Source organism: Ferdinandcohnia sp. QZ13 (assembly GCF_031324165.1).
GTDB lineage: Bacteria > Bacillota > Bacilli > Bacillales > Bacillaceae_L > Ferdinandcohnia.
Map to the genome: position 1 here is coordinate 597,891 of NZ_JAVIVW010000001.1, position 22,600 is coordinate 620,490.

At 37.0% G+C, this 22,600-nt stretch carries 25 protein-coding genes; all 25 read right to left on the reverse strand.

Going from position 1 to position 22,600, the window contains the following annotated elements:
• Nucleotides 1–2: 2 nt before the first annotated feature.
• The gene (fliY, locus tag RGU12_RS02875; protein WP_309534722.1) at nucleotides 3–1,226 is read right to left on the reverse strand and encodes a flagellar motor switch phosphatase FliY; all 1,224 of its coding nucleotides are present in this window, start codon (nucleotides 1,224–1,226) and stop codon (nucleotides 3–5) included.
• The gene (fliM, locus tag RGU12_RS02880; RefSeq protein WP_309534723.1) at nucleotides 1,219–2,220 is read right to left on the reverse strand and encodes a flagellar motor switch protein FliM; all 1,002 of its coding nucleotides are present in this window, start codon (nucleotides 2,218–2,220) and stop codon (nucleotides 1,219–1,221) included. Before fliM ends, fliY begins: the two co-directional genes overlap by 8 nt.
• Nucleotides 2,221–2,264: 44 nt before the next feature.
• Nucleotides 2,265–2,690 (reverse strand): flagellar basal body-associated protein FliL, encoded by a 426-nt coding sequence (gene fliL, locus RGU12_RS02885; RefSeq protein ID WP_309534724.1) that lies wholly within the window; start codon nucleotides 2,688–2,690, stop codon nucleotides 2,265–2,267.
• Between the two features lie 21 nt (nucleotides 2,691–2,711).
• A complete protein-coding gene (locus tag RGU12_RS02890; RefSeq protein WP_116350579.1) occupies nucleotides 2,712–2,906 on the reverse strand; it encodes a flagellar FlbD family protein in 195 nt (64 codons plus the stop codon).
• 42 nt (nucleotides 2,907–2,948) lie between these two features.
• Nucleotides 2,949–3,872, reverse strand: coding sequence for a flagellar basal body rod protein FlgG (flgG, locus tag RGU12_RS02895; protein ID WP_309534725.1), 924 nt, complete (start codon nucleotides 3,870–3,872; stop codon nucleotides 2,949–2,951).
• Between the two features lie 75 nt (nucleotides 3,873–3,947).
• Nucleotides 3,948–4,319 carry a TIGR02530 family flagellar biosynthesis protein gene (locus RGU12_RS02900; protein ID WP_309534726.1) on the reverse strand — a complete coding sequence of 124 codons (372 nt, stop codon included), beginning with the start codon at nucleotides 4,317–4,319 and terminating at the stop codon, nucleotides 3,948–3,950.
• An 11-nt stretch (nucleotides 4,320–4,330) separates the two neighbouring features.
• Nucleotides 4,331–4,792 carry a flagellar hook assembly protein FlgD gene (gene flgD, locus RGU12_RS02905; protein WP_309534727.1) on the reverse strand — a complete coding sequence of 154 codons (462 nt, stop codon included), beginning with the start codon at nucleotides 4,790–4,792 and terminating at the stop codon, nucleotides 4,331–4,333.
• A 12-nt stretch (nucleotides 4,793–4,804) separates the two neighbouring features.
• The gene (locus RGU12_RS02910) at nucleotides 4,805–6,103 is read right to left on the reverse strand and encodes a flagellar hook-length control protein FliK (RefSeq protein WP_309536257.1); all 1,299 of its coding nucleotides are present in this window, start codon (nucleotides 6,101–6,103) and stop codon (nucleotides 4,805–4,807) included.
• 40 nt (nucleotides 6,104–6,143) lie between these two features.
• Nucleotides 6,144–6,716 carry a MotE family protein gene (locus RGU12_RS02915; protein ID WP_309534728.1) on the reverse strand — a complete coding sequence of 191 codons (573 nt, stop codon included), beginning with the start codon at nucleotides 6,714–6,716 and terminating at the stop codon, nucleotides 6,144–6,146.
• An 8-nt stretch (nucleotides 6,717–6,724) separates the two neighbouring features.
• The gene (gene fliJ, locus RGU12_RS02920; protein ID WP_309534729.1) at nucleotides 6,725–7,168 is read right to left on the reverse strand and encodes a flagellar export protein FliJ; all 444 of its coding nucleotides are present in this window, start codon (nucleotides 7,166–7,168) and stop codon (nucleotides 6,725–6,727) included.
• Between the two features lie 5 nt (nucleotides 7,169–7,173).
• The gene (gene fliI, locus RGU12_RS02925) at nucleotides 7,174–8,490 is read right to left on the reverse strand and encodes a flagellar protein export ATPase FliI (RefSeq protein WP_309534730.1); all 1,317 of its coding nucleotides are present in this window, start codon (nucleotides 8,488–8,490) and stop codon (nucleotides 7,174–7,176) included.
• A 3-nt stretch (nucleotides 8,491–8,493) separates the two neighbouring features.
• On the reverse strand, nucleotides 8,494–9,255 hold the full coding sequence (gene fliH / locus RGU12_RS02930; protein ID WP_309534731.1) for a flagellar assembly protein FliH: 762 nt from the start codon (nucleotides 9,253–9,255) through the stop codon (nucleotides 8,494–8,496).
• Complete coding sequence (gene fliG, locus RGU12_RS02935) at nucleotides 9,248–10,267, reverse strand: flagellar motor switch protein FliG (protein ID WP_309534732.1); 1,020 nt, start codon at nucleotides 10,265–10,267, stop codon at nucleotides 9,248–9,250. The genes fliH and fliG overlap by 8 nt, the downstream gene beginning before the upstream one ends.
• 11 nt (nucleotides 10,268–10,278) lie before the next feature.
• Entirely contained in the window at nucleotides 10,279–11,874 is a 1,596-nt protein-coding gene (gene fliF / locus RGU12_RS02940; protein ID WP_309534733.1) for a flagellar basal-body MS-ring/collar protein FliF, read from the reverse strand.
• A 33-nt stretch (nucleotides 11,875–11,907) separates the two neighbouring features.
• On the reverse strand, nucleotides 11,908–12,189 hold the full coding sequence (fliE, locus tag RGU12_RS02945) for a flagellar hook-basal body complex protein FliE (protein WP_309536258.1): 282 nt from the start codon (nucleotides 12,187–12,189) through the stop codon (nucleotides 11,908–11,910).
• 28 nt (nucleotides 12,190–12,217) lie between these two features.
• Entirely contained in the window at nucleotides 12,218–12,661 is a 444-nt protein-coding gene (gene flgC / locus RGU12_RS02950; RefSeq protein ID WP_396232334.1) for a flagellar basal body rod protein FlgC, read from the reverse strand.
• 8 nt (nucleotides 12,662–12,669) lie between these two features.
• The gene (flgB, locus tag RGU12_RS02955; RefSeq protein WP_309534735.1) at nucleotides 12,670–13,065 is read right to left on the reverse strand and encodes a flagellar basal body rod protein FlgB; all 396 of its coding nucleotides are present in this window, start codon (nucleotides 13,063–13,065) and stop codon (nucleotides 12,670–12,672) included.
• A 351-nt stretch (nucleotides 13,066–13,416) separates the two neighbouring features.
• Entirely contained in the window at nucleotides 13,417–14,196 is a 780-nt protein-coding gene (gene codY / locus RGU12_RS02960) for a GTP-sensing pleiotropic transcriptional regulator CodY (protein ID WP_309534736.1), read from the reverse strand.
• A gap of 23 nt (nucleotides 14,197–14,219) precedes the next feature.
• Complete coding sequence (gene hslU, locus RGU12_RS02965; protein WP_309534737.1) at nucleotides 14,220–15,617, reverse strand: ATP-dependent protease ATPase subunit HslU; 1,398 nt, start codon at nucleotides 15,615–15,617, stop codon at nucleotides 14,220–14,222.
• A 13-nt stretch (nucleotides 15,618–15,630) separates the two neighbouring features.
• Nucleotides 15,631–16,173, reverse strand: a complete 543-nt coding sequence (gene hslV / locus RGU12_RS02970; RefSeq protein ID WP_309534738.1) for an ATP-dependent protease subunit HslV — start codon at nucleotides 16,171–16,173, stop codon at nucleotides 15,631–15,633.
• A gap of 17 nt (nucleotides 16,174–16,190) precedes the next feature.
• Nucleotides 16,191–17,093, reverse strand: coding sequence for a tyrosine recombinase XerC (gene xerC, locus RGU12_RS02975; RefSeq protein ID WP_309534739.1), 903 nt, complete (start codon nucleotides 17,091–17,093; stop codon nucleotides 16,191–16,193).
• A gap of 166 nt (nucleotides 17,094–17,259) precedes the next feature.
• On the reverse strand, nucleotides 17,260–19,335 hold the full coding sequence (topA, locus tag RGU12_RS02980; protein ID WP_309534740.1) for a type I DNA topoisomerase: 2,076 nt from the start codon (nucleotides 19,333–19,335) through the stop codon (nucleotides 17,260–17,262).
• Between the two features lie 120 nt (nucleotides 19,336–19,455).
• Nucleotides 19,456–20,337, reverse strand: coding sequence for a DNA-processing protein DprA (gene dprA / locus RGU12_RS02985; RefSeq protein ID WP_309534741.1), 882 nt, complete (start codon nucleotides 20,335–20,337; stop codon nucleotides 19,456–19,458).
• 67 nt (nucleotides 20,338–20,404) lie between these two features.
• Nucleotides 20,405–21,307 (reverse strand): succinate--CoA ligase subunit alpha, encoded by a 903-nt coding sequence (gene sucD, locus RGU12_RS02990; RefSeq protein ID WP_116350597.1) that lies wholly within the window; start codon nucleotides 21,305–21,307, stop codon nucleotides 20,405–20,407.
• Between the two features lie 18 nt (nucleotides 21,308–21,325).
• Nucleotides 21,326–22,486: an ADP-forming succinate--CoA ligase subunit beta gene (gene sucC, locus RGU12_RS02995; protein WP_309534742.1), complete on the reverse strand. Its 1,161-nt coding sequence runs from the start codon at nucleotides 22,484–22,486 to the stop codon at nucleotides 21,326–21,328.
• Nucleotides 22,487–22,600: the final 114 nt, after the last annotated feature.

A 22,600-nucleotide genomic window follows, 5' to 3' on the forward strand; every position in this document is an offset into this window, starting at 1 on the left:
CATTAATTCAGTTTTTTAATTCGATCACTTTGGCTAATGATATCGGTAATTCTGACACCAAAGTTTTCTTCAATTACAACTACCTCACCTTGTGCGATGAGTTTTCCATTTACTAAAACATCTACAGGCTCGCCTGCAAGCTTGTCTAACTCAATAATTGAGCCAGTTGATAATTCAAGAATTTCTTTAATAGAACGTTTTGTCCTTCCTAATTCAACTGTAACTTGGAGTGGAATATCTAATAACATATTTAGGTTTCTTGATTCAGCTTCCTGTAAATGAACAGATTCAAACTCTGAAAATACGGCTGGTTGAATCTCAGGATGCTTCGCATGAGTACCACCTAAATGCTGTGGACCACTATTTGTCACTGGTTGATTAAAATCAGGTTGATGATATGGCTGTGTCGGTTGCGACGGTATTTCCATTTGCTGTTCAACATTAGGCAAAGAATAGTTCGATTGCTGGATTGGCATTTCAACATCAACAGGTTGAGTTGATTGCTCCATTGCCGAAGCTGTATTTTCCACCTGAGGGGAAAGAAGTTCTCCAACAAGACCTTTCGCAAATTCAACTGGAACCAACTGCATAATCGTTGAATCAATTAATTCCCCTATTGTTAAACGAAAAGATATTTTCACTAGAATATCATCAGCTGGAAGCTTTTCAGCCCCTTCACCTTGTTTAATGTCAAGAATATCAATACTCGGTGGGGATATATCGATTTTCTTACTGAAAACAGTTGACATAGAGGTTGCGGCAGAACCCATCATTTGGTTCATTGCTTCCTGAACAGCACTCAAATGTAGTTCGCCTAAGCTTTCTGGTGCCGCAAGCCCATTTCCACCAAGCATCAAATCAGCAATGATTGCTGCGTCACTTTGTTTTATTACTAATAAATTTGTCCCTGTAAAACCAGCTGTGTAATCAACATAGATTGCTACATATGGGTGCGGAAACTCATCAGCTAGCTCAGATCTTAGAACAAGCGAGACATTCGGTGTCGTAATTTCAACCTTTTGATTGAGTAATGTGGAAAGCGCAGTTGCTGAACTTCCAAAAGAGATGTTTCCAATCTCCCCAAGCGCATCCTGTTCAATTAAAGATAAAAAATCTTCTACAAGGGGTTTATTCTCATTCGCTACCGGTTCATCGTTGTCTAAGTCAGCGGTACCTCTTAATAGTGCATCAATTTCATCTTGTGATAGCATATTTCCATTATTCATTTTCACGGTCCCCCCCTTTAATCTCCTCTAAGATTTGTACGGCTTGTTTTTTATTTACTTTACCAACCTGTGCATAAAATTTAGGTATACCCTCAACTTTCAACTCAATTGGTTGTTGAATCGTTTTTTCGAGTTGAATAGTATCCCCAACACCCAATAATAAGAATTCCTGAATGGCGATATTAGTAGTCCCTAATTCTGCAACAATTGGTAATTTTGTATCCTTAAGATTGTTTTGAATATAAGTAAGTTCTTCATGATTTCGTTCTTTTTTCGGAGTTGATTGCATCCAATAATGTGCTGATAATTTCGGAATAATTGGTTCAAGGAATACATGAGGAATACAAATATTAATCATTCCACTTGTTTCTCCAATTTGAGTATTCAGTGAGATAACTACCACAGTTTCATTTGGTGATACCATTTGAAGGAACTGTGGATTCACCTCAAATTCAGTTAAAATTGGATCGATTTCAACTAAATTAGCCCAAGCTTCCCTTGCTTGCTCAAAAGCTTTTTCAAACATATTGCTCATGATTTTTGTTTCAATTTCAGTTAAATTTTCGATTTTATTTAAACCTGTTCCTCGTCCCCCAAGCATTCGATCAAGCATGGCATAGGCAATATTTGGATTTACCTCTAAAATAATACGGCCTTCTAAAGGGGGCATTTCAAATACGTTTAAAATCGTCATATTTGGAATTGAACGTATAAATTCCTCATATGGCACTTGGTCGGCTGTCCCCACTGTAATTTGCACATAAGTCCGAAGTTGAGCCGAGAAAAAGGTTGTTAATAATCGTGCAAAGTTTTCATGAATACGGGTGATACTCCGAATTTGATCTTTCGAAAAACGAAGTGCCCTCTTAAAATCGTAAACTTTTACACGGCGTTCACTTTCTTCCCTTTTTAATTCTTCTGGATTCATTTCACCAGTCGAAAGAGCTGAAAGTAATGCATCTATTTCACTTTGGGATAATATTTCTCCAGGCAAGGTTCCACCTCCGCTCATTACATACTTAATTCTAATATTATTGGTTATTGCGGAAGAAAGGATGTCGCATAAACTTTAATAATAGTTCCATCTTGCATTAATTCATTAATTCGATCTTTTAATCTATTTTCAAGATTGACAATTCCTTCTTCACCTTTAAATTCATCAGATGTCATGTTGGAAAGCTCTTTTATAATGATATTGCTTACCTGGAATTGTCGTTTTTCTAATTCCTCTTTTCCCTTTTTACCATCTGTCTGAATGTTAAAGGATATACGAATATAATCATCACTAAGTAATTTAGTTGTGATTTCTGGAATTTCGACGGTCGATTTTAGTACCTGGTCGATTGACGGTTCCTTTTGATTTTCACTTGCAGTCACCTTCGTTAAAATGACAAATGCAGTGGTACCGACTAAAGTTATCGTACTTAAAATGATGACCATTATTATAAGCAGCTTATTTTTCATAGCACCTTTTCCCCCCAAGCATTAACGAAGGCCAAGTACATTTATTTTTTGATAAAATTCAAGAACCTTCACTTGTACATCCTCTTCCGTTTCCTTTACAACAAATTTTTTGCCATTTGTTAATGTAATTGTTGTATCTGGAAAGGATTCAACCTGCTCAATATAAATTGCATTTAATGTGAATTCTTTGTCATTTAATTTTGTCAATGTAATCAAGATTTATCGGGGTTTTAGTAAATTACTAAAACCCCTGCCCCCTTAACGTTTTAAGTTTACGAGTTCTTGTAGGATTTCATCAGATGTTGTGATGATTCGAGTATTTGCTTGGAACCCACGCTGTGCTACGATCATTTCTGTAAATTCCTCCGAAAGGTCAACGTTTGACATTTCAAGTGCACCAGATTCGATTGATCCTAGACCAGATTCTCCCGCGAAGTTAACGAATGGAATACCCGAGTTCGATGATTGTTGGAAGAGATTCCCTCCCACTTTCTCTAAACCACCTGTATTTGGGAATTTCGCTAACACAAGCTGACCTGCCCAACGCAATGTTCCAGCTGCATCTACATAAGTGACCGAACCATCTTTACCGATGCTCATGCTTTTTGCATCAGTTGGGATTTGGATTGGTTTATAACTAATAGCTGGTTCACCAGCAATACCAGCAGGATTATAAAGAGGTGGGGATGCATTGAAATCAAATAACCCTGAATCTACGTCGGTTGGTTCAATTACTCCATTTGGTGAAAAACCTTGAACATACATACCAGCACTTGTTACTAGATAGCCTTCCTGATCCATATAAAAATTACCAGCTCTTGTGTATACTGCGTCTTGCGAAAATCCAGTTGCAGGTGTAGCTGTTGGTGCTACCTGAAAAAAACCATCGCCAGCAATTGCTAAATCTAAAATTCTAGCAGTCGTTTGTGTACTTCCACTGTTGTGGATTGTATCAATAGCTGCTAAAGATGAACCTAAGCCAACCTGTTTCGGGTTTACACCACCGAGCGATTGACCAGGGGCTGTTGCACCGTTGATTGTTTGACTCATGATGTCATTAAAGATGGTTCTACCTTTCTTAAAGCCATACGTATTTACGTTTGCAATATTATTACCAATCACATCTAGTTTGGTTTGAAAGTTTTTCATTCCACTGATTCCTGAGTACATTGAACGTAACATTTCATTTTCCCCTTTCGAATGTAGGTGGCTTCTGTCAGTCCGCACACCTCGGCTTCCTGTTAAGGTCCAGCCTAATTAATCTAAAATAATCGTTCCATTTATGTTCGTAAATATCTGTGAGTTTGCCTCATCTCGATTCATTGCTGTAATGACCGTGTTATTTGGGACATTTACGATTAATGCTGCATTATTTGTAACAACCAATGAATCTCGGATTCCTTTTGTTTTAGCTTCCGTTATTTTCATTTGGATTTCTTTCCATTTTGAATCTTGTATATTAATATTCCTTTCGTCTAACCGCTTTTGGGCATGCTTACTTATAACCAAGCTTGTCTCATTTTCAAGTGTTTCTTTAAATGATATTTTGGGTGGTTCAGTATGCTGCACCTTTTTACGAGTTTGTAAGGATAAAGGATGATTTTGTATTTGATAAATTCGATGGTCCATGTGTTCACCTCCTATTCTTCTTCGTTAGAAGGTTGCTTCACTTTCAAAATTTCATCACTATAAATCTTCGTTCCATCCTTCAACTCTAGCTCAATATAACCGGATTTTTGTGAAACGGATGTGACAATTCCTTGTCCATTTTTAATGATTTCTTTTCCGTCCTCATCTTCCGTTTTAAAGCTGTATTCTACTTCTTTACCAATCATATTGCTGTATTTTAAGAGTTGCTCACCCTGATTGCCATTCACAAATTTTTCTAAAGTACTATTCATATTTGTCATTTGCTCTAATGAAGTAAAGGTCGCCATTTGCGCGATAAAATCTTTATCTTCCATTGGATTCATCGGGTCTTGATTTTGGAGCTGAGTCATTAAAATTTTCAAGAAATCATCTTTACCTAAAATGTCATTACCCGTTTTTCTTTCAGGTTTTAAATTCGATAGATAAAGATTTGAATCAATTTTAGTAGCCACTTCATTCACCACCTATACTTTAAAATTGACAAGTTCATCAAGTAGAACAGATGTAAAAGAGTGATCTTCATTGGTTTCTTGTTGGTCATTCTCTTTTGGTTGTCTTCCTGATTGTTGGCCTTGCTGCTGTTCACTTTCTCTTTGTAAACTTCTTTCAGTTTGATACTGAAGTTGTGTTGAGACCTCAATTTTTTCCACTGAAATATTTTGTGCTAAGAAAGTATGTTTTAGGTTCGTTAGTTGTGATTCAACTAACTCCTTTGCTTGAGTTGTAGAAGCCATAATTCTAGCAATCATTCCTGACTCACTTTGAAGAAGTTCAATTCGTAATGAACCAAGATGTTCAGGATATAAATTGATTAATAGTTTTTGCTGCCCACCACTATTAAAAAAGTTGCTTCGTGCTAGGATGTTTTGAAATTGTTTAATAAATTGTTGCTGATTTGGCATCTGCTTTCCATTTTGTTCTACAAACAATGAAAATTGTTGCACTTTAGATAGTTGATTTGAACCTACATCACTTAATGGTGTTCCCTCTGACGTTGATGTCATAACCTTAGTCATATTGCTTGTCTTTTGCATAAGTTTATCCGTTATAACTGTTTGTGGCGTTTCTATCCCTTTAGGTGTTGAGAAATACCTTGCATGGACTACTTGCAAATATTGATGCTTATTTTGTGATTCTGTTAAAGGCTTATCTGAAAGCTTATTTTCTAGTGTTTGCATCATATCCTTTACAATCTTGTTAAACTTTATATCAGTCGGTTCTTTATCACCTAGCCCATTAGATGATGCTGGTAAGCTCTCGTTAAAAGTCATTTTCAATTGTTTAAGTAATGCGATAAGCCCTTCTTTATTTGTGTTTGAAGGTTCCTCTACATATTGTGCTGTTACTATAAGTAGTCCTATAAGTTCGGCCTTACCGTACCCCTTGTCAGCTTCCAACTTTTTATCACCATTTTGAATATCGGTAATAAATGCTTTTATTTGTTCAATCAAATCAGGTGGAATGGTTAGAAATACATCTTCATAATCTGATAGGTCGATAGACTCCTTCGTAAACGTTTCAAGGTCAGCTAATATATACTGGATTGATTCAGTTGATTCGCCTTCTCCTACTTCATCAGTTAAGCTTTGCGAACCCATTGTATGAGTCTTTCCGTTGGGTTGCTGCTCTTTTACTAATACTTCTAAACTTTCCCGAAAAGACATTTGTGTTGAACCAATTCCTTGTAAAGCTCTATTACCTACTGTTCCGGTTTCGACAGTATTACGAATGGAACTCATTGAGGAATCAAAGTTTGCAACCATGTTCACGTCATTTCACCTCCCTTCAAGTGCTTAAAATACTTTATTGGGTAATCAATTGGGTAAATCTTGCAGCATCTTCAGGTGACATTTTTTCAAAGATAGCAGCAAGTTTTTCAGTATTAATACTAGTAAGGATCTCTCTTGCTTCGTCATCTTTTAAATTCGGAATAATCTTTGCCGCATTTTTGGCAGACATTTGTTCATACATTTTGGTTAAATCATTTAATGATTTGCTTTTCGCTAAACGTTCTTCCTGAAGCCTGACAATCTCATCTGATAGATTTTCGATTTCAATTTCTAATGACTGGATTTCGCCGTCTTTTGTTTCCAATTCACTTTCAAGTTGTGTAATTTTTGATTCCTTAGCCTGAATTTCTGCCTCTAAATCTGAAACCGATACTTCATCCTCTTTTTGGACCTTTGAATCTTCTTCATCATTAAAAAGGGAAGAAATACCTGGAACCTTAGCCGCAAAATCCTTAACAGTTCCAATTGGATTAAATCCAGCAACAGATAATAGAACAAAAATGACAACCACTGTAAAGAAGGATGGAATTAGTACGACAAACAGAAACCATTGGAATTTGCTGTATTCTTTTTCATTGGGCTCCATTTGATCACCTATCTTCCTTTTGAAATGTATTGTTGGATTGAAATTTCATCCATCATTTGGCTTTCCTGCATTTTTATTTGTCCTTCATAAATAGCGAAATCCTTTTCATGCATGACCTCATATTTCTTAACTTCAATATTTTTTTCGGTTAACATTGCTTGCAACTGCTGCATTTTACTTCTAGCTTTAATGACAAGATGTTGGTAATACATAATTGTTTTTTCCAGGGCGGTAATGAAAGACTGCTGATGCCTAATGTTCTGAATAGATAATCCACTTTGTAGCTGCTGTCTTTGATCTTCTTCTAATGTTTCTTTTTTCTTTAATGACTCATATAAAGCTTCTGCCGCTTCTTCAAATTCCTTAACGGAAGATTTATAATCTGCCAGAACTTGATTCTTCTCATTTTCTTTTATCGACATCACTTTTTGAAATTTGAACTTGTAGCTCATTTGATTCATTCACCTTTTTCAGCTAATTGTGCCAATAAGTGTAAACTTTCTTCAAACGTAAATTTCTCATCCGTTTGTTGTTTTATAAACGATATAATCTTTGGATAATACCTAATGGCTTCATCAACTTCTATGGAGGATCCTCTTTTATAGGCACCAATATTAATTAAGTCCTCTGAATTAAGATAAGTTGCCATAATCCCCCTGAGTTTTTCAGCATAAGCCTTATGTTCACTTGTTGTAATTTGGTTCATAACTCGACTGATTGATTTTAAAACATTAATGGCTGGATATTGTCCTTTATTTGCAAGACTTCGATCAAGCACGAAATGTCCATCTAGAATCCCTCGGACCGTATCTGCTATCGGCTCATTCATGTCGTCTCCATCCACTAGAACTGTGTAAAAGGCAGTTATCGAACCTAAATGATTCGTCCCTGTTCTTTCCAACAGTCTCGGGAGTGTTGTAAAAACGCTTGGTGTATAACCTTTTGTTGTCGGTGGCTCACCAATAGCTAAGCCAATTTCGCGGCTCGCCATTGCAACACGAGTGACGGAATCCATCATTAACATGACATCAAGACCCTTGTCTCTGAAATATTCAGCTATTGCTGTCGCAGTCATTGCTGCTTTGATACGAAGTAGCGCTGGTTGATCGGAAGTTGCCACAACTAAAATGGATCTTTTTAGACCTTCCTCACCTAAATCTTTTTCTATAAATTCTCGCACCTCGCGTCCACGTTCCCCGACAAGTGCAATCACATTAATATCCGCGGTCGTATTACGAGCAATCATTCCTAAAAGAGTACTTTTCCCGACACCACTACCTGCGAAAATACCGACACGCTGTCCTTTCCCAACAGTTAACAAGGTGTCTATCATTTTAACTCCAACTTCAATCGGCTCATCAATAGGAGGGCGAGATAGTGGATTTGGAGGATCTTGTTCAGTTGGTACAGAAGATAACCCTCTAGGTAGCCCACTTCCATCCAGCGGATGACCAAGTGGATCTAATACTTTTCCGACTAATCCAGCTCCAACCTTTATATCGAGTGGTTTGCCAGTAGCTTCAACAATGCTACCTGGTGAAATGTCCTTTACATTAGAAAATGGCATCAAGATGACATGTTCCTCACGAAAACCGACTACTTCAGCTTGGATACATCTTTTATGATTTGAGCCAACATATATATAGCACAAATCTCCAATCGAACATTCTGGTCCGCGCGATTCAATCATTAAGCCCACGACTCTTGTTACTTTACCGTACCGTTTATAAGAATCGATTGAATGAATTTCATTTAGAAGCTCGATTGCCTTCACAACCTATTCCTCCAATAACAAAGAAAGTAATTTTTCTTTAATCTCAGAAAGCTGGGTATCAACACTGGCATTAATCTTTCCAAAGGAAGATTCAATTTCACAATCAGCTTCACCTAAATCTTCATTCGGATATATAAATAGATTGGTTTCACGGTTAAGAATAGCGGTCAAATCCTCTTTTTGCTCAATCACAATTGGGTAAAAACGTGGGTGGACTTGAATCGTTATATCTGAATGTTCCTTTACTTCTTTAATGGCCTTTTTTACAAGGTGAGTAAAGTCTTCTGGTTGCTGTGATAGATGAATCCCGATAACCTTTTCTGCTACCTTCATCGAAAGCTTTAAAATAACTTCTTCTGAAGAATCCAGATATTGATTGTAATCATGCTTTGATGCATCAATAATTTTACGAGCTTCGGTTAGTAAATCCGAATATTCTTGATAGCCTTGTTCTCTACCTTCAATCATCCCGGATTGAAAGCCCTCTTCCGATGTCTTACGGTACAATTCTTCTTGCTCTTCTTCCCAATTGCGTTTTTCAACTAATACTTGTTGTCTCACTGAATTGGAATAAGCAATCGCATCTTTGACAATTTTATCAGCCTGTTCTTTCGCATCATCTAGCATTTTTTTGGAAACAATCTGTATATCTTGTTGCTCTAGCTCTATTTGATTGTTTTCAATGGTTTGTAAGACTTTAAGCCCGATGACTCTCTTTGGAATATCCTTAGAGAGAGTCGAATTTGACTTTATAACGTTAGACAATAATATCATCTCCTCCACCACGAGCGATGACTATTTCTCCAGCTTCCTCAAGCCTTCTTATAACCGCTACAATACGTGATTGAGCTTCCTCAACATCACGTAAGCGAACTGGTCCCATATATTCCATTTCCTCTTTAAATGTTTCAACCATCCGTTTGGACATATTTTTAAAGACAATTTCCTTCACTTCTTCACTTGCAACACGAAGTGATAACATGAGGTCCTCATTCTCTATATCCCGAATGACTCGCTGAATGGCTCGGTTATCAAGAGTAACAATGTCTTCAAAGACAAACATTCTCTTTTTGATTTCTTCTGCAAGCTCTGGATCTTGAATCTCAAGCGCATCTAAAATCGTTCTTTCTGTTGAACGATCGACTCCATTTAACACTTCCACAACAGCTTCAATCCCACCGGTTTGGGTATAATCATGTGTTACCGTCGCTGAAAGCTTGCGTTCAAGGATTTGCTCAACCTCATTAATAATTTCAGGTGAAGTACGATCCATTATTGCGATTCTTCTTGCGATATCTGCTTGAACCTCTTGAGGCAGCTCCGATAAAATTTGTGCCGCTTGTCTTGAATCTAAATAAGATAGTATTAAAGCAATCGTCTGTGGATGCTCATTTTGGATAAAGTTCAAAATTTGTCCAGGATCTGCTTTTCTTGCAAAATCAAACGGTTTAACCTGAAGAGAAGACGTTAATCGATTAATAATAACTCCTGCTTGTTCTTCCCCCAGTGCTTTTTCAAGAACTGTCTTTGCATAGCCAATTCCACCTTGGGTAATATAATCCTGGGCAATGGCAATTTGGTGGAACTCTTCCATAATTTGTTCCTTTGTATTTGCTTCGACCTTTCGAACACCAGAAATTTCTAAGGTTAATTTTTCAATTTCTTCCTCTGACAGATGCTTATACACTGAAGCTGAAACATCTGGACCTAGTGAAATAAGGAGAATGGCTGCTTTTTGTTTGCCAGTAAGACCACTATGAATATCTCTTTTTGCCATTTCGCCACCTCCTATTCATCTGCTAACCATGAACGTAATAATTTTGCAAAATCCTCCGGCTTATCCTTCGCAAGCTTCTCCAATTGTTTTTTTCGAACGGTTGCTTCTGATTCTTTTTCCTCATTAACATCAGGAATATGGTCAAAGAATACTGGTTCTGTTTGAGGATCTTCCTCCTCGATAATTGTTTCTTTCTTTTTGCGTAAAAATAAGAATAATAGAATGATAAGTCCAAGTACTAAAAGACCACCTACAATATAAATCCATAAAGGAATTGTTGAAATTACTGGCGTTTCAGTAACTGTAGTTGACTTTCCATTAAATTCTTGAACAGAAACAACAATCTTATCTTGAATTTCTTGTTGTGTTAATTGATTACTCGCGTCCTGATTAATGCTAGTACTCACGATGGTACTTAGTATTTTTTCAATATCATCGACACGTTCTTGTGGCATCGATGCAGGATCCTTAGGGTCTGGCGCTTCAACCATAACCTGAATCCCTAAATCTCTTATTTTATAAGGAGCTTCAACAATATCCTTGGTGATTCGATTCACATCTTTATTAACACGTTCTTCAATGCGTTCGTAATCGCCATTACCAGTTTGTCCACCAGTATTATAAGCCGGGACTTCATTTTCTCCAGTTCCGCTTATTCCACCTACTTGGGCACCATCACCAGTAAAGGTTTCGGTTATTCTTTCAACACTGATATCAATACCTTCCATATTTTCTGGATCAACTGGTGTTACAAGGTTTTCCTGACGGTTTTCTTGTGTAAAATCAATATCTGTTGTAACCGACACGACGATTTTATCTGGTCCCATCATTGTTCCAAGCATTTTTTGGACCTGTCTTTGTAAATCTTTTTCAATTTCACGTTTTAATTCAAGCTGTGATGCCACATTTCCAACAACCGCTAATTTTTCTTCAGTTTCCAAGTCAAAATACTCAAAATTTTGGTTGGTTATGACGATATTATCAGTAGGTAGATTTGGAATACTTTTTGAAACAAGGTGATATAAAGATTTGATCTGTTCTTGTTCAAATCTATACCCAGGTTTCGTGTTTAGAACGATAGAAGCGGATGCCTCTGCCTGGCTATCCTTAACAAAAATCCCATCGTTCGGCATGCTAATCATAACCTTCGCATCATTTATCCCATCGATGCCCTTGATTAGATTAGCTAATTCAGTTTGAGTGGATTCGAGTTTAAGCATATTAAATTCATTATCGGTCATCCCAAAACCCGCATTTTGACCAAAAAATGAATAATCGATATTCCCACTATCTGGTATTCCTTCTGCCGCAAGTTCAACCATTAAGGTTTCTACCACTTCTTCTGGTACCTTAATGGTTGATCCATTATCCGCTATTTCTGATTGAATTCCCCGAGAGTCTAAAGTTGCTTTTATTTGCCCTGTTTCCTGTGGTGTAAGGTTGCTATACAAAGGAACAAGGGTTGATTTTGTTGTAAAAAACACGGTAAGCGAAATAACGAAAATTAAAAGTACAGGCAATCCAATTATTGTGGTCTTTTGAAGACCGGATTGTTTCTTCCAATATTCACTTATCTTCGTTTTATATAAAAGAAGTTTCTCTTTCATTTACATACCCCTATCAAGCTGTATTATTTCGGATTAAACCTGCATCCTCATGATTTCTTGGTATGCTTCTACTACTTTATTTCGAATTTGAAGTGTCGCCTGCAAGGAAACACTCGCTTTCTGAGAAGCAATCATAACTTGGTGCAAATCAACGTTTTCGCCTTTAATCAGCTTTTCGGTCATGATATCCGATGTCTTTTGTGAATCATTCACATTATTGATTGCGTCTTTTAAAAAATGGCTAAATTCCTTCTGAACAGCACTTGCTGTTTTTTGTTGTACCCCGGGCTTCGAAAAAACCTGCGGTGTTGCAATATTTATCTTTTCAATCACAGTTCATCACCTATTTTCCAATTTCTAAAGCCTTCATTAACATTCCTTTTGAGGCATTAAGGACTGTCACATTCGCCTCATACGATCTTGTGGCGCTAATCAAATCGACCATTTCCTTTAGAGGGTCTACATTCGGAAGTGCGACATAGCCATCTTCATTTGCATCAGGATGATCCGGGTTATATACAAGCTGGAATGGAGTGTTATCTTCAACAATTCCTGTCACCTTAACTCCGTTTCCAACTTTCGATTGGTTCATCGCTTTTGATAGATGTGAGGAAAAACTATTTCCTTGTGGCTGCTGAACTACCATTTTTCGTTTATACGGCTGCCACTGACCATCAACAAGTTTTCCCCTTGTTGTATCTACATTTGCCATATTTGAAGAAATAACGTCCATTCTAAGTCGTCCAGCAGTAAGTGCAGAAGCACTTGTATTAAGGCTATGAAAAATCGACACTCTTAGTTCCCTCCTTTAATGACGGTTTTTAAGGTATTGAACTTCCCACTAATTCTTTCGGTTACGGCATTATAGTAAATTTGGTTTTCCGCTAATAGTGCCATTTCTTTATCTATATCAACGTTATTACCGTTATGGTTATACGCTGTATCCATCTTTGTAGCCAGTGGGCTGTTTAGGCGTTTGCTACTAGTAAATTCGAAATGTTTTTCATTCGTACGATTTGCTCTCAACTGACTATTCATTTCATTCGATAGAAGGTTTTTAAAGCTAACGTCCTGTGCTTTGTAATTTGGCGTATCAACATTTGCAATATTATTTGAGATTACCTTCTGTCGTAGAGCTGAATAATCTAATGCTTTTTCTAGTGAATGAATCGTATTAGAAAAAAGTTTCATCTTATCCCCTCACAAAAAATATAGTTGCTTCGAATAAATATAACGTATTGTGTTAACTCTTTATTATTGTAATGAAATTAAATCTATCTGTCTATGAAGCTTGTGATAAAAAGTGATGTTTTTCGACAATATAGGACTTTGTCCCTATGAATCCCACCCTTAATTATAGGATTAAAGTTCTGGATTTTCATTTGTTTTTTTACAAAAAAAGACATGAACTTATTTCCACTACAAAAAATCGACAATTTATGATGGATATGTGATTCGTTTTTTTGAACATTACATCGTTTGTCATTTGATAAAATCATAAAAAAAAACGAAGATGGAGAAATCCATCTTCGTTTTTTGTTCTTAATGTGATTTTAGTTTTTCTAATTCCACTAAGAACTTATCGTTTAATACTTTAATGTAAGTACCTTTCATTCCTAGTGAACGGGATTCAATTACACCAGCACTTTCAAGTTTTCTTAATGCATTAACGATAACTGATCTTGTGATTCCAACGCGGTCTGCAATTTTACTTGCAACTAATAAACCTTCATTGCCGTTTAATTCTTCAAAAATATGCTCAATAGCTTCAAATTCACTATATGATAATGAACTAATCGCCATTTGAACAACTGCTTTACTTCTAGCTTCTTCTTCAATTTCCTCTGCTTTTTCACGAAGGATTTCCATACCAACAACCGTTGCACCATACTCAGCTAAGATTAAATCATCATCTTCAAAACGTTGATCAAGTCTTGAAAGAATAAGTGTACCTAAGCGCTCACCGCCACCGATAATTGGTACAATTGTTGTTAGACCACTTTTAAACAAATCTTTGTTTTCGATTGGGAAAGCTGTATACGCACTTTCAATATCAAGGTTAGATGAAGTTTCGTGAATATTGAATAGGCTCTGTGTGTACTCTTCAGGGAAATGACGATCCTCGATCATTTTCTTCATTCTTTCATTTTCAATCTGTTGATTAATCGCAAATCCTAGAAGCTTTCCACGGCGACTTAATAAGAAAATATTTGCTCCAATTACATCGCGTAGAGTTTCTGACATTTCCTTAAAGTTAACTGGTTTACCTGCTGCATTTTGCAGCATAGCATTAATTTTTCGTGTTCTTTCTAATAATGGCATTTTACTTGTTCCTCCTGATAATCTTACAAAATAAACTGACTTAAATCTTTGTTCTTCACAATCGTACTTAATTTCTCATCCACATATTGTGGTGTAATCGTGATTTTTTCCATCGTAATATCGGGTGCTTCAAACGATAAATCCTCTAAAAGTCTCTCCAAAATCGTATGTAGTCGACGAGCTCCGATATTATCCGTGTCCTGATTCACTTGGAAGGCAACTTCAGCTATCTTACGAATAGCATCGTCAGAAAATTCAAGTTGTATACCTTCTGTTTCTAATAATGCTGAATATTGTTTCAATAGGGCATTATCAGGTTCAACTAAGATTCGATAAAAATCATCGACCGTTAGTTTAGTAAGCTCAACACGAATCGGAAAACGACCCTGTAATTCAGGGATTAAATCCGAAGGCTTTGACATATGGAATGCTCCAGCTGCAATAAATAACATATGATCTGTTTTAACGGATCCATATTTAGTTACAACGGTTGAACCTTCCACAATCGGTAAAATATCTCGTTGAACTCCTTCTCTGGAAACATCTGCCGAAGAAGAATTATGACTTTTACCTGCTACTTTGTCAATCTCATCTATAAAAATAATACCTGATTGTTCAGCACGATTTACAGCTTCTTGAGTAACCTCATCCATATCAATTAACTTTGCTGCTTCCTCATTTGTCAAGACTTTTCGAGCTTCTTTAACCGTTAATTTACGCTTTTTGCGTTTTTTCGGCATTAAACTACTTAGCGCATCCTGCATATTCATTCCCATGCTCTCCATACCGGAGCCTTGAAAAAGATCAAACATAGACGGCTGCTGTTCTTCTACTTCCACTGTAACATAATAATCTTCTAGTTCTCCAAGTGCAAGCTTGTGAGCCATTCGCTTTCTTCTTTCGCTTACACTTTCTTCTTCTGTAGACTTTTCTGTTTCTTGCTCATTAGTATTCCCACCAAATAACATTTCAAGTGGGTTTTTATAAGTTGTTTGCTTTTTTGAACCTGGGACAAGCAATTCGACAATACGTTTATTGGCATTTTCACCAGCTCGTTCAGAAACTTCCGCCATTTTTTCCTCTTTCACTAGGCGAACAGCCGTTTCGATTAAATCACGAACCATTGATTCTACATCTCGACCAACATAACCTACTTCAGTAAACTTAGTAGCCTCAACCTTAACAAACGGAGCTCCTACCAGCTTTGCTAGCCGTCTAGCAATTTCTGTCTTTCCAACACCGGTTGGTCCAATCATCAGTATATTCTTTGGAACGATTTCATCCTTCAGCTTTTCGTTAAGTAAACTGCGGCGGTATCTATTTCTTAATGCCACTGATACGGCTCGTTTAGCTTCGTTTTGGCCAATAATGTATTGATCTAGTTTTTCAACAATCTGTCTTGGGGTTAAATTCGTTTTCAAAGTAATCCCCTCCTTATAGTTCTTCAACTATAATATTTTCATTAGTATACACACAAATCTCACTTGCAATTTCCAATGAAGCTTTTGCTATCTCTCTTGCCGTTAAATGGTCACCTGAGTATTTTTTTAAGGCACGACCTGCAGAAAGAGCGTAGTTTCCGCCAGAACCAATGGCAAGAATTCCATCATCTGGTTCAATCACTTCACCTGTTCCCGAAATGAGAAGCAAATCCTTATCATCCATCACAATTAGCATAGCCTCTAATTTACGAAGAACTTTGTCACTTCTCCATTCTTTTGCAAGTTCAACCGCTGCCCTTTGTAAATTCCCATTAAACTCCTCAAGGCGTCCTTCAAACATTTCAAAAAGGGTAAATGCATCTGCAACAGAACCAGCAAACCCTGCAATTACTCGTCCTTGAAACAGCTTACGTACTTTTCTTGCTGTATGTTTCATTACAACAGCATTACCAAAGGTTACTTGACCATCTCCTGCCATCGCTGATTTACCATTATGTTTGACAGCAAATATTGTTGTTGCATGAAAATTCGACATTTTTTAGAACAACCTCCTTATGCACGTGGATGTGAGGATAGATAAATATTCCGCAAATGATCCTTTGTAACATGTGTGTAAACTTGTGTTGACGACAGATTTTCGTGCCCGAGCAGTTCTTGTACAGACCTCATATCAGCGCCCTCGTTTAAAAGGTGTGTAGCAAATGTATGTCTTAATACGTGTGGACTAATATGTATCGTAGATGAAGTCTTTTTAATCATATTATTTAGGATTAACCGGACTCCCCTCGTTGTTAAAGGTCCACCACGAAAATTAAGGAAAAGACTGTTTGTATGTACTGATGCCTTTTCGAGCAATTCCTTACGACTTTTTTGTATATAGTTTAAAAGTGCTTGTTCGGCATAGCTCCCAAAAGGAACATAGCGTTGTTTATTTCCTTTTCCATGAACAAACACAGTTCCTACAGAAAAATCGAGATCCTGAAGAGTAAGCTTACAGCATTCACTTACACGGATTCCTGTTGCATAAAGCAACTCAAGTAGAGCTTGATCCCGCTGCCCTAAACTTGTAGAAACATCTGAAACCTTGAAAAGTTTTTCCAATTCTTCTTCATATAAAAAATGTGGAAGCTTTTGTTCCCTTTTAGGCAACGAAACCAATGAAAACGGATTTTGAGAAATAAGCTTTTCCCTGAGAAGAAAATTAAAAAAACTGCGCAATGTTGAGATTTTTTTTGCAACAGTACGTCTTGCATATTGTTTCTTGTAGAGCTCTGTAAGATACAGTCGTACATCCGAATATGTCACATCAGATAACTCTGATATGGATTCTTGATTCAGAAATAAGAAAAAATGTTCGATTGATTGCTCATAATGGACAATTGTATATTCTGAATAATTTTTCTCGATTTGTAAATATTCTTTGAACAACTGTAACGATTTGTTCACATTTTCCATTATTTTCACCTCACAAGGGCTACTAAATATTATCACAATTTAGTAGCCCTTGCAAATAAAAACTCTGATTTTTTTACAAAATTCTGAATTGCGCAAGAAATCCCGTCTATTTCCACATACTTTAACAAGGAAAGTGGTGAGTCATAATTATAACCCACCACACAAGTTATTTTTGAGGTTCTTCTTTGTAGTCACACTCAACACACTGTACTTGAATGCCTTTTTTGAGTTTTTTCTCCACTAGCAAGTTCTCGCACTTTGGACATTTCCTCGGTAGTGGTTTATCCCAAGAAAGAAAATCACATTCAGGGTATTGATCGCAGCCATAAAAAATTCGTTTCTTCTTACTTTTTCTTTCGACAATGTTTCCTTTACCACATTTCGGACAAGGAACACCGATTTCTTTAACAATTGGTTTTGTATTACGACAATCAGGGAAATTGGAGCAAGCCATGAACTTTCCATAACGTCCCATCTTATAAACCATGGGATGTCCGCAATTTTCACAATCCACACCTGCAGGTTCATCCTTAATCTCAACTTCCTGCATCTCTGCTTCCGCAATTTCTAATCTTTTTTCAAAATCCTTATAGAAATCATCTATAATTTGAATCCATTCTGTTTTTCCTTCTTCAACTTCATCAAGGTCATTCTCCATTTTTGCAGTAAACTCAACATCCAAAATTTTCGGGAAAAACTCGAGCATTAATTCATCAACGATTTCTCCAAGTTCCGTTGGTACGAATCGTTTGTTATCTAATGACACATATCCTCTCTTTTGAATGGTATCTAGAGTTGGTGCATACGTAGAAGGTCGGCCAATTCCTAATTCTTCAAGGGTCTTAACAAGTCTTGCTTCCGTATAACGTGGAGGTGGCTGAGTAAAATGTTGCTTCGGATCAACATCTTTCGAAAATACCTGGTCTCCTTCCACTAGCTCAGGAAGCATATTTTCTTTTTCTTCAACATTATCATCATTACCCTCAACATATACCTTCATAAAACCAGGGAATTTAACTTTGGAGCCAGTTGCTCGAAAGACAACATCACCATTATTTAGGTCCACACTCATTGTATCCATAATCGCAGATGCCATTTGACTTGCAACAAAACGCTCCCAAATAAGTTTATACAATCTAAATTGGTCTCTGCCTAAATATTGTTTCACACTATTTGGCTCTCTAAAGACAGAGGTCGGTCGAATCCCTTCGTGAGCATCTTGGGTATTCTTTCCGTTTTTCCCTGTTCTTTTTGTATCTGTTAAAAATTGTTTGCCAAATGTTTTTTCAATATATTGTGAACCTTCCTCAATGGCTGTCTCTGAAATTCGTGTTGAATCGGTACGCATATATGTGATTAAACCAACCGTTCCCTCTTTACCAAGGTCAATCCCTTCATATAATTGTTGTGCCAACATCATGGTTTTCTTTGCACGAAAATTCAATTTACGAGCAGCTTCTTGCTGTAAAGAAGAAGTAATAAATGGTGGTGCCGGGTTTCTTTTTCGTTCTTTTTTTGTGACAGAAGCAATTGTAAATGAGTTGCCTTCAATTGTTGAGAGAATATCTTTTACCTCTGCTTCATTTGTTAACTCAAGTTTTTTTCCCTTTACACCGTAAAATTGTCCTTCAAATTGTTCATTTCCTTTTAAAAAGTCAGCTTTAATTGTCCAGTATTCTTCAGGCTCGAAAGCTTGAATCTCTTTTTCTCTATCAATGATAAGTCTGACTGCAACGGATTGTACTCGACCGGCACTTAAGCCCTTTTTTACTTTTTTCCAAAGCAGTGGACTAATATTATAGCCTACTAATCTGTCAAGAACACGTCTTGCTTGCTGTGCATCTACTAAATCCTGATTAATCGGGCGCGGATGCTTAAAAGACTCTTTAATAGCATCTTTCGTAATCTCGTTAAAAACCACTCGACAGTCTGAATGAATATCTAAATCTAATGAATGGGCAAGATGCCATGCAATTGCCTCACCTTCACGATCGGGGTCAGCTGCCAGATAAACTTTTTTTGCCTTTTTTGCGGCCGTTTTTAAATCCTTTAATACTGGACCCTTACCGCGGATTGTTATATATTTCACTTCGAAATGATTTTTTGGATCTACACCCATTTGACTTCTTGGGAGGTCCCTGATATGACCCATTGAAGCCTTTACCTTATATTTTTTTCCCAAATATCTTTCAATTGTTTTTGCTTTTGCTGGTGATTCAACTATGACTAAATAGTCCGACATGTATCGCTTCCTCCTTAGAGGTTAAATTCTGAATTAAAATAAATCCTCCATATTATTAAATATTCATGGACAGTTTGTCAAACTGTTATGATAATTTTTATACATTTTTCATTTATATTTTTATGATAAAGTGTGAATTTCTGATAAAACATCCTCGCTGGTACGCACCAATTTTGCTCCAGACTGAATTAATTTATTCGTTCCAACACATGAAGGTTCTAAAATAGAACCTGGGATGGCAAAAACCTCTCTACCCTGGTTTAGTGCTTGATCTGCTGTGATTAACGAACCACTTCTTTCCTTCGCTTCTACAACTAATGTGCCCTGTGTCAAACCACTAATTATTCGATTCCGCATCGGAAACTGCCATTTTTCTGGCTTTGTGAAAGGGGGATATTCAGATATAAGTATATGATTTTGAGTGATAGTAGTTGCCAACTCTTTGTTTTCAAGGGGATAAATATGTTGAAGGCCACCAGCAATGACCGCAATGGTTTTCCCATTATGAGCGATTGCTAGCCTATGAGCCATTGTATCTATTCCACGCGCCAAACCACTAACCAATACCCAATTCTGCTTAATTAAGGGCACCAACACCTTTTCCATACTTTGCCCGCATGTTATTGTAGGTGTTCGAGAGCCTACTACACTTAATAATTTTTCCCTGTTTAATAGTGCTTTGTCTCCAGCAGTATATAACACCCACGGTGGGTCATAAATTTGTTTGAGAAGACGAGGATATTCTTGATCAAATATGGTAATAATGCCCACACTTTTATTGCTATATTGTTTTAGCATACTTTGGATTGATAAAGAATGCAAATCTTTTAAAAAAATATTGATTTGGATTTTCGTCAATGGAAGGATTTTTTCATAAAATGATGAGGGGTAATTATAGATGGAAGATAGTGTTGGATCATGCTGTAAAATTCGAAAAATAGATTTCCAGCCTATTCCCCGACAATGGTGTAGATGTATTAAATTTTCGCGAGTTTTTTCCATATGGACTCCTTTTTTTCATCAGAAAGAGACAGTTCCTTAAACAGAACTGCCTCATTTCAATATTTTTTTAGTGAGTTTTACACTTTTCGTATAAACCTTTTTCTTTCAGAACGGAAATTAACGTTTCGCCCATTACTGATGGTGTTTCAGCAACCTTAATTCCGCATTCATTCATTGTTTTAATCTTTTCAGCAGCTGTACCCTTACCACCAGAAATAATCGCGCCAGCATGACCCATACGCTTTCCTGGAGGTGCAGTTTGTCCACCGATGAATCCTACAACCGGCTTTGTCATGTTTGCTTTAACCCATTCCGCAGCTTCTTCTTCTGCTGTTCCACCGATCTCACCAATCATGATAACCGCATATGTTTCATCATCTTCGTTAAATGCTTTTAGTACATCGATGAAGTTTGTACCGTTAACAGGATCTCCACCAATACCGACTGCTGTTGTTTGACCAATACCAGCTTGTGTTAATTGGTGTACAGCCTCATATGTTAACGTACCAGAACGTGATACAACACCTACATGACCTTTTTTATGAATATATCCAGGCATGATACCAATTTTACATTCATCAGCAGTGATAACACCAGGGCAGTTAGGACCGACTAAACGAGTCTTCTTCCCTTCCATATAGCGTTTCACTTTTACCATGTCTAATACTGGAATATGCTCTGTAATACAGATTGCCAGATCTAGTTCTGCGTCAACTGCTTCCATAATTGCATCCGCAGCAAATGGAGCAGGAACATAAATGACAGAAGCTGTTGCACCTGTTTGATCTACTGCCTCTTTTACAGTATTGAATACAGGAACACCTTCTACCTCGGTTCCACCTTTACCAGGTGAAGTACCACCAACAATTTTAGTACCATATTCAAGCATTTGTTTTGTATGGAAAAGGGCCGTAGCACCTGTTATCCCTTGAACAATTACTTTTGTATCTTTATTAACAAAAACACTCATGTTTGTCCCCTGCCTTTCTTACCCTACTAGTGATACGATTTTTTGTGCACCGTCAGCCATTGACTCAGCAGCCGTAATGTTTAGACCGGATTCTTGTAAAATCTTTTTACCTAAATCTACATTTGTTCCTTCAAGACGTACTACTAGAGGAATTTCCAAGCCTACTTCTTTAGTTGCAGCTACAACACCTTCTGCAATAACATCACATTTCATAATGCCACCAAAAATGTTTACAAAAATACCTTTTACGTTCTCATCAGATAGAATAATTTTGAATGCTTCAGTTACTTTCTCAGCTGTTGCGCCGCCCCCAACATCAAGGAAGTTCGCAGGATCTCCACCGTAATGTTTAATGATATCCATTGTTGACATCGCAAGTCCCGCACCATTAACCATACAGCCGATGTTTCCATCAAGTGAAATATAGCTTAAATCATATTTGGATGCTTCAATTTCTTTTGCATCCTCTTCGTCTAAGTCACGATATTCTAATACGTCTTTTTGACGGTATAATGCGTTAGAATCGAAGTTTAATTTCGCATCAAGAGCCATTACTTTACCATCGCCAGTCACAACTAGAGGGTTGATTTCAGCAATTGAGCAATCTTTTTCAACGAATGCAGTGTATAAAGCTGTCATGAATTTAACGGCTTGATTCACTAACTCTTTTGGAATGTTAATATTAAATGCAATTCGACGTGCTTGGAATGGCAATAATCCAACAACCGGATCGATTTCTTCTTTGAAAATCTTCTCAGGAGTTTTTTCAGCAACCTCCTCGATTTCTGTTCCACCTTCTTCAGAAGCCATTAAAACAACGCGAGAAGTTGCACGATCAAGTACAAGTCCAATATAGTATTCTTTTTTAATATCGCAGCCTTCTTCAATAAGAAGACGCTTTACTTCTTTACCCTCTGGACCTGTTTGGTGTGTTACAAGAGTTTTACCTAGAATTTCATTAGCATATGTACGAACCTCATCTAGGTTCTTCGCTACTTTAACTCCACCAGCTTTACCACGACCCCCTGCATGAATTTGTGCTTTAACAACACAAACTTGTGTTCCAAGTTCTTTTGCAGCTTCAACAGCCTCATCAACCGTGAATGCAACCTTACCATTAGGAACAGCTACCCCATATTTTCTGAGGATCTCTTTTCCTTGATACTCATGGATATTCATTTCCCATCCTCCATTCTTATGTAAAAAAATCAAAGAATTTTTTGTCAGTCCAAATGTTATTATACATTTTCTTTTTAAAACTTTCTATGACAATTATAATTTTTCAGAAAAATC

Excerpts from the sequence above, each read along its gene's own strand:
- fliY (WP_309534722.1), bottom strand. The coding sequence starts at position 1,226 with ATGAATAATGGAAATATGCTATCACAAGATGAAATTGATGCACTATTA.
- fliL (WP_309534724.1), bottom strand. The coding sequence starts at position 2,690 with ATGAAAAATAAGCTGCTTATAATAATGGTCATCATTTTAAGTACGATA.
- flgG (WP_309534725.1), bottom strand. The coding sequence starts at position 3,872 with ATGTTACGTTCAATGTACTCAGGAATCAGTGGAATGAAAAACTTTCAA.
- RGU12_RS02900 (WP_309534726.1), bottom strand. The coding sequence starts at position 4,319 with ATGGACCATCGAATTTATCAAATACAAAATCATCCTTTATCCTTACAA.
- RGU12_RS02910 (WP_309536257.1), bottom strand. The coding sequence starts at position 6,103 with ATGGTTGCAAACTTTGATTCCTCAATGAGTTCCATTCGTAATACTGTC.
- RGU12_RS02915 (WP_309534728.1), bottom strand. The coding sequence starts at position 6,716 with ATGGAGCCCAATGAAAAAGAATACAGCAAATTCCAATGGTTTCTGTTT.
- fliJ (WP_309534729.1), bottom strand. The coding sequence starts at position 7,168 with ATGAGCTACAAGTTCAAATTTCAAAAAGTGATGTCGATAAAAGAAAAT.
- fliG (WP_309534732.1), bottom strand. The coding sequence starts at position 10,267 with ATGGCAAAAAGAGATATTCATAGTGGTCTTACTGGCAAACAAAAAGCA.
- fliF (WP_309534733.1), bottom strand. The coding sequence starts at position 11,874 with ATGAAAGAGAAACTTCTTTTATATAAAACGAAGATAAGTGAATATTGG.
- flgB (WP_309534735.1), bottom strand. The coding sequence starts at position 13,065 with ATGAAACTTTTTTCTAATACGATTCATTCACTAGAAAAAGCATTAGAT.
- codY (WP_309534736.1), bottom strand. The coding sequence starts at position 14,196 with ATGCCATTATTAGAAAGAACACGAAAAATTAATGCTATGCTGCAAAAT.
- hslV (WP_309534738.1), bottom strand. The coding sequence starts at position 16,173 with ATGTCGAATTTTCATGCAACAACAATATTTGCTGTCAAACATAATGGT.
- xerC (WP_309534739.1), bottom strand. The coding sequence starts at position 17,093 with ATGGAAAATGTGAACAAATCGTTACAGTTGTTCAAAGAATATTTACAA.
- topA (WP_309534740.1), bottom strand. The coding sequence starts at position 19,335 with ATGTCGGACTATTTAGTCATAGTTGAATCACCAGCAAAAGCAAAAACA.
- dprA (WP_309534741.1), bottom strand. The coding sequence starts at position 20,337 with ATGGAAAAAACTCGCGAAAATTTAATACATCTACACCATTGTCGGGGA.
- sucD (WP_116350597.1), bottom strand. The coding sequence starts at position 21,307 with ATGAGTGTTTTTGTTAATAAAGATACAAAAGTAATTGTTCAAGGGATA.
- sucC (WP_309534742.1), bottom strand. The coding sequence starts at position 22,486 with ATGAATATCCATGAGTATCAAGGAAAAGAGATCCTCAGAAAATATGGG.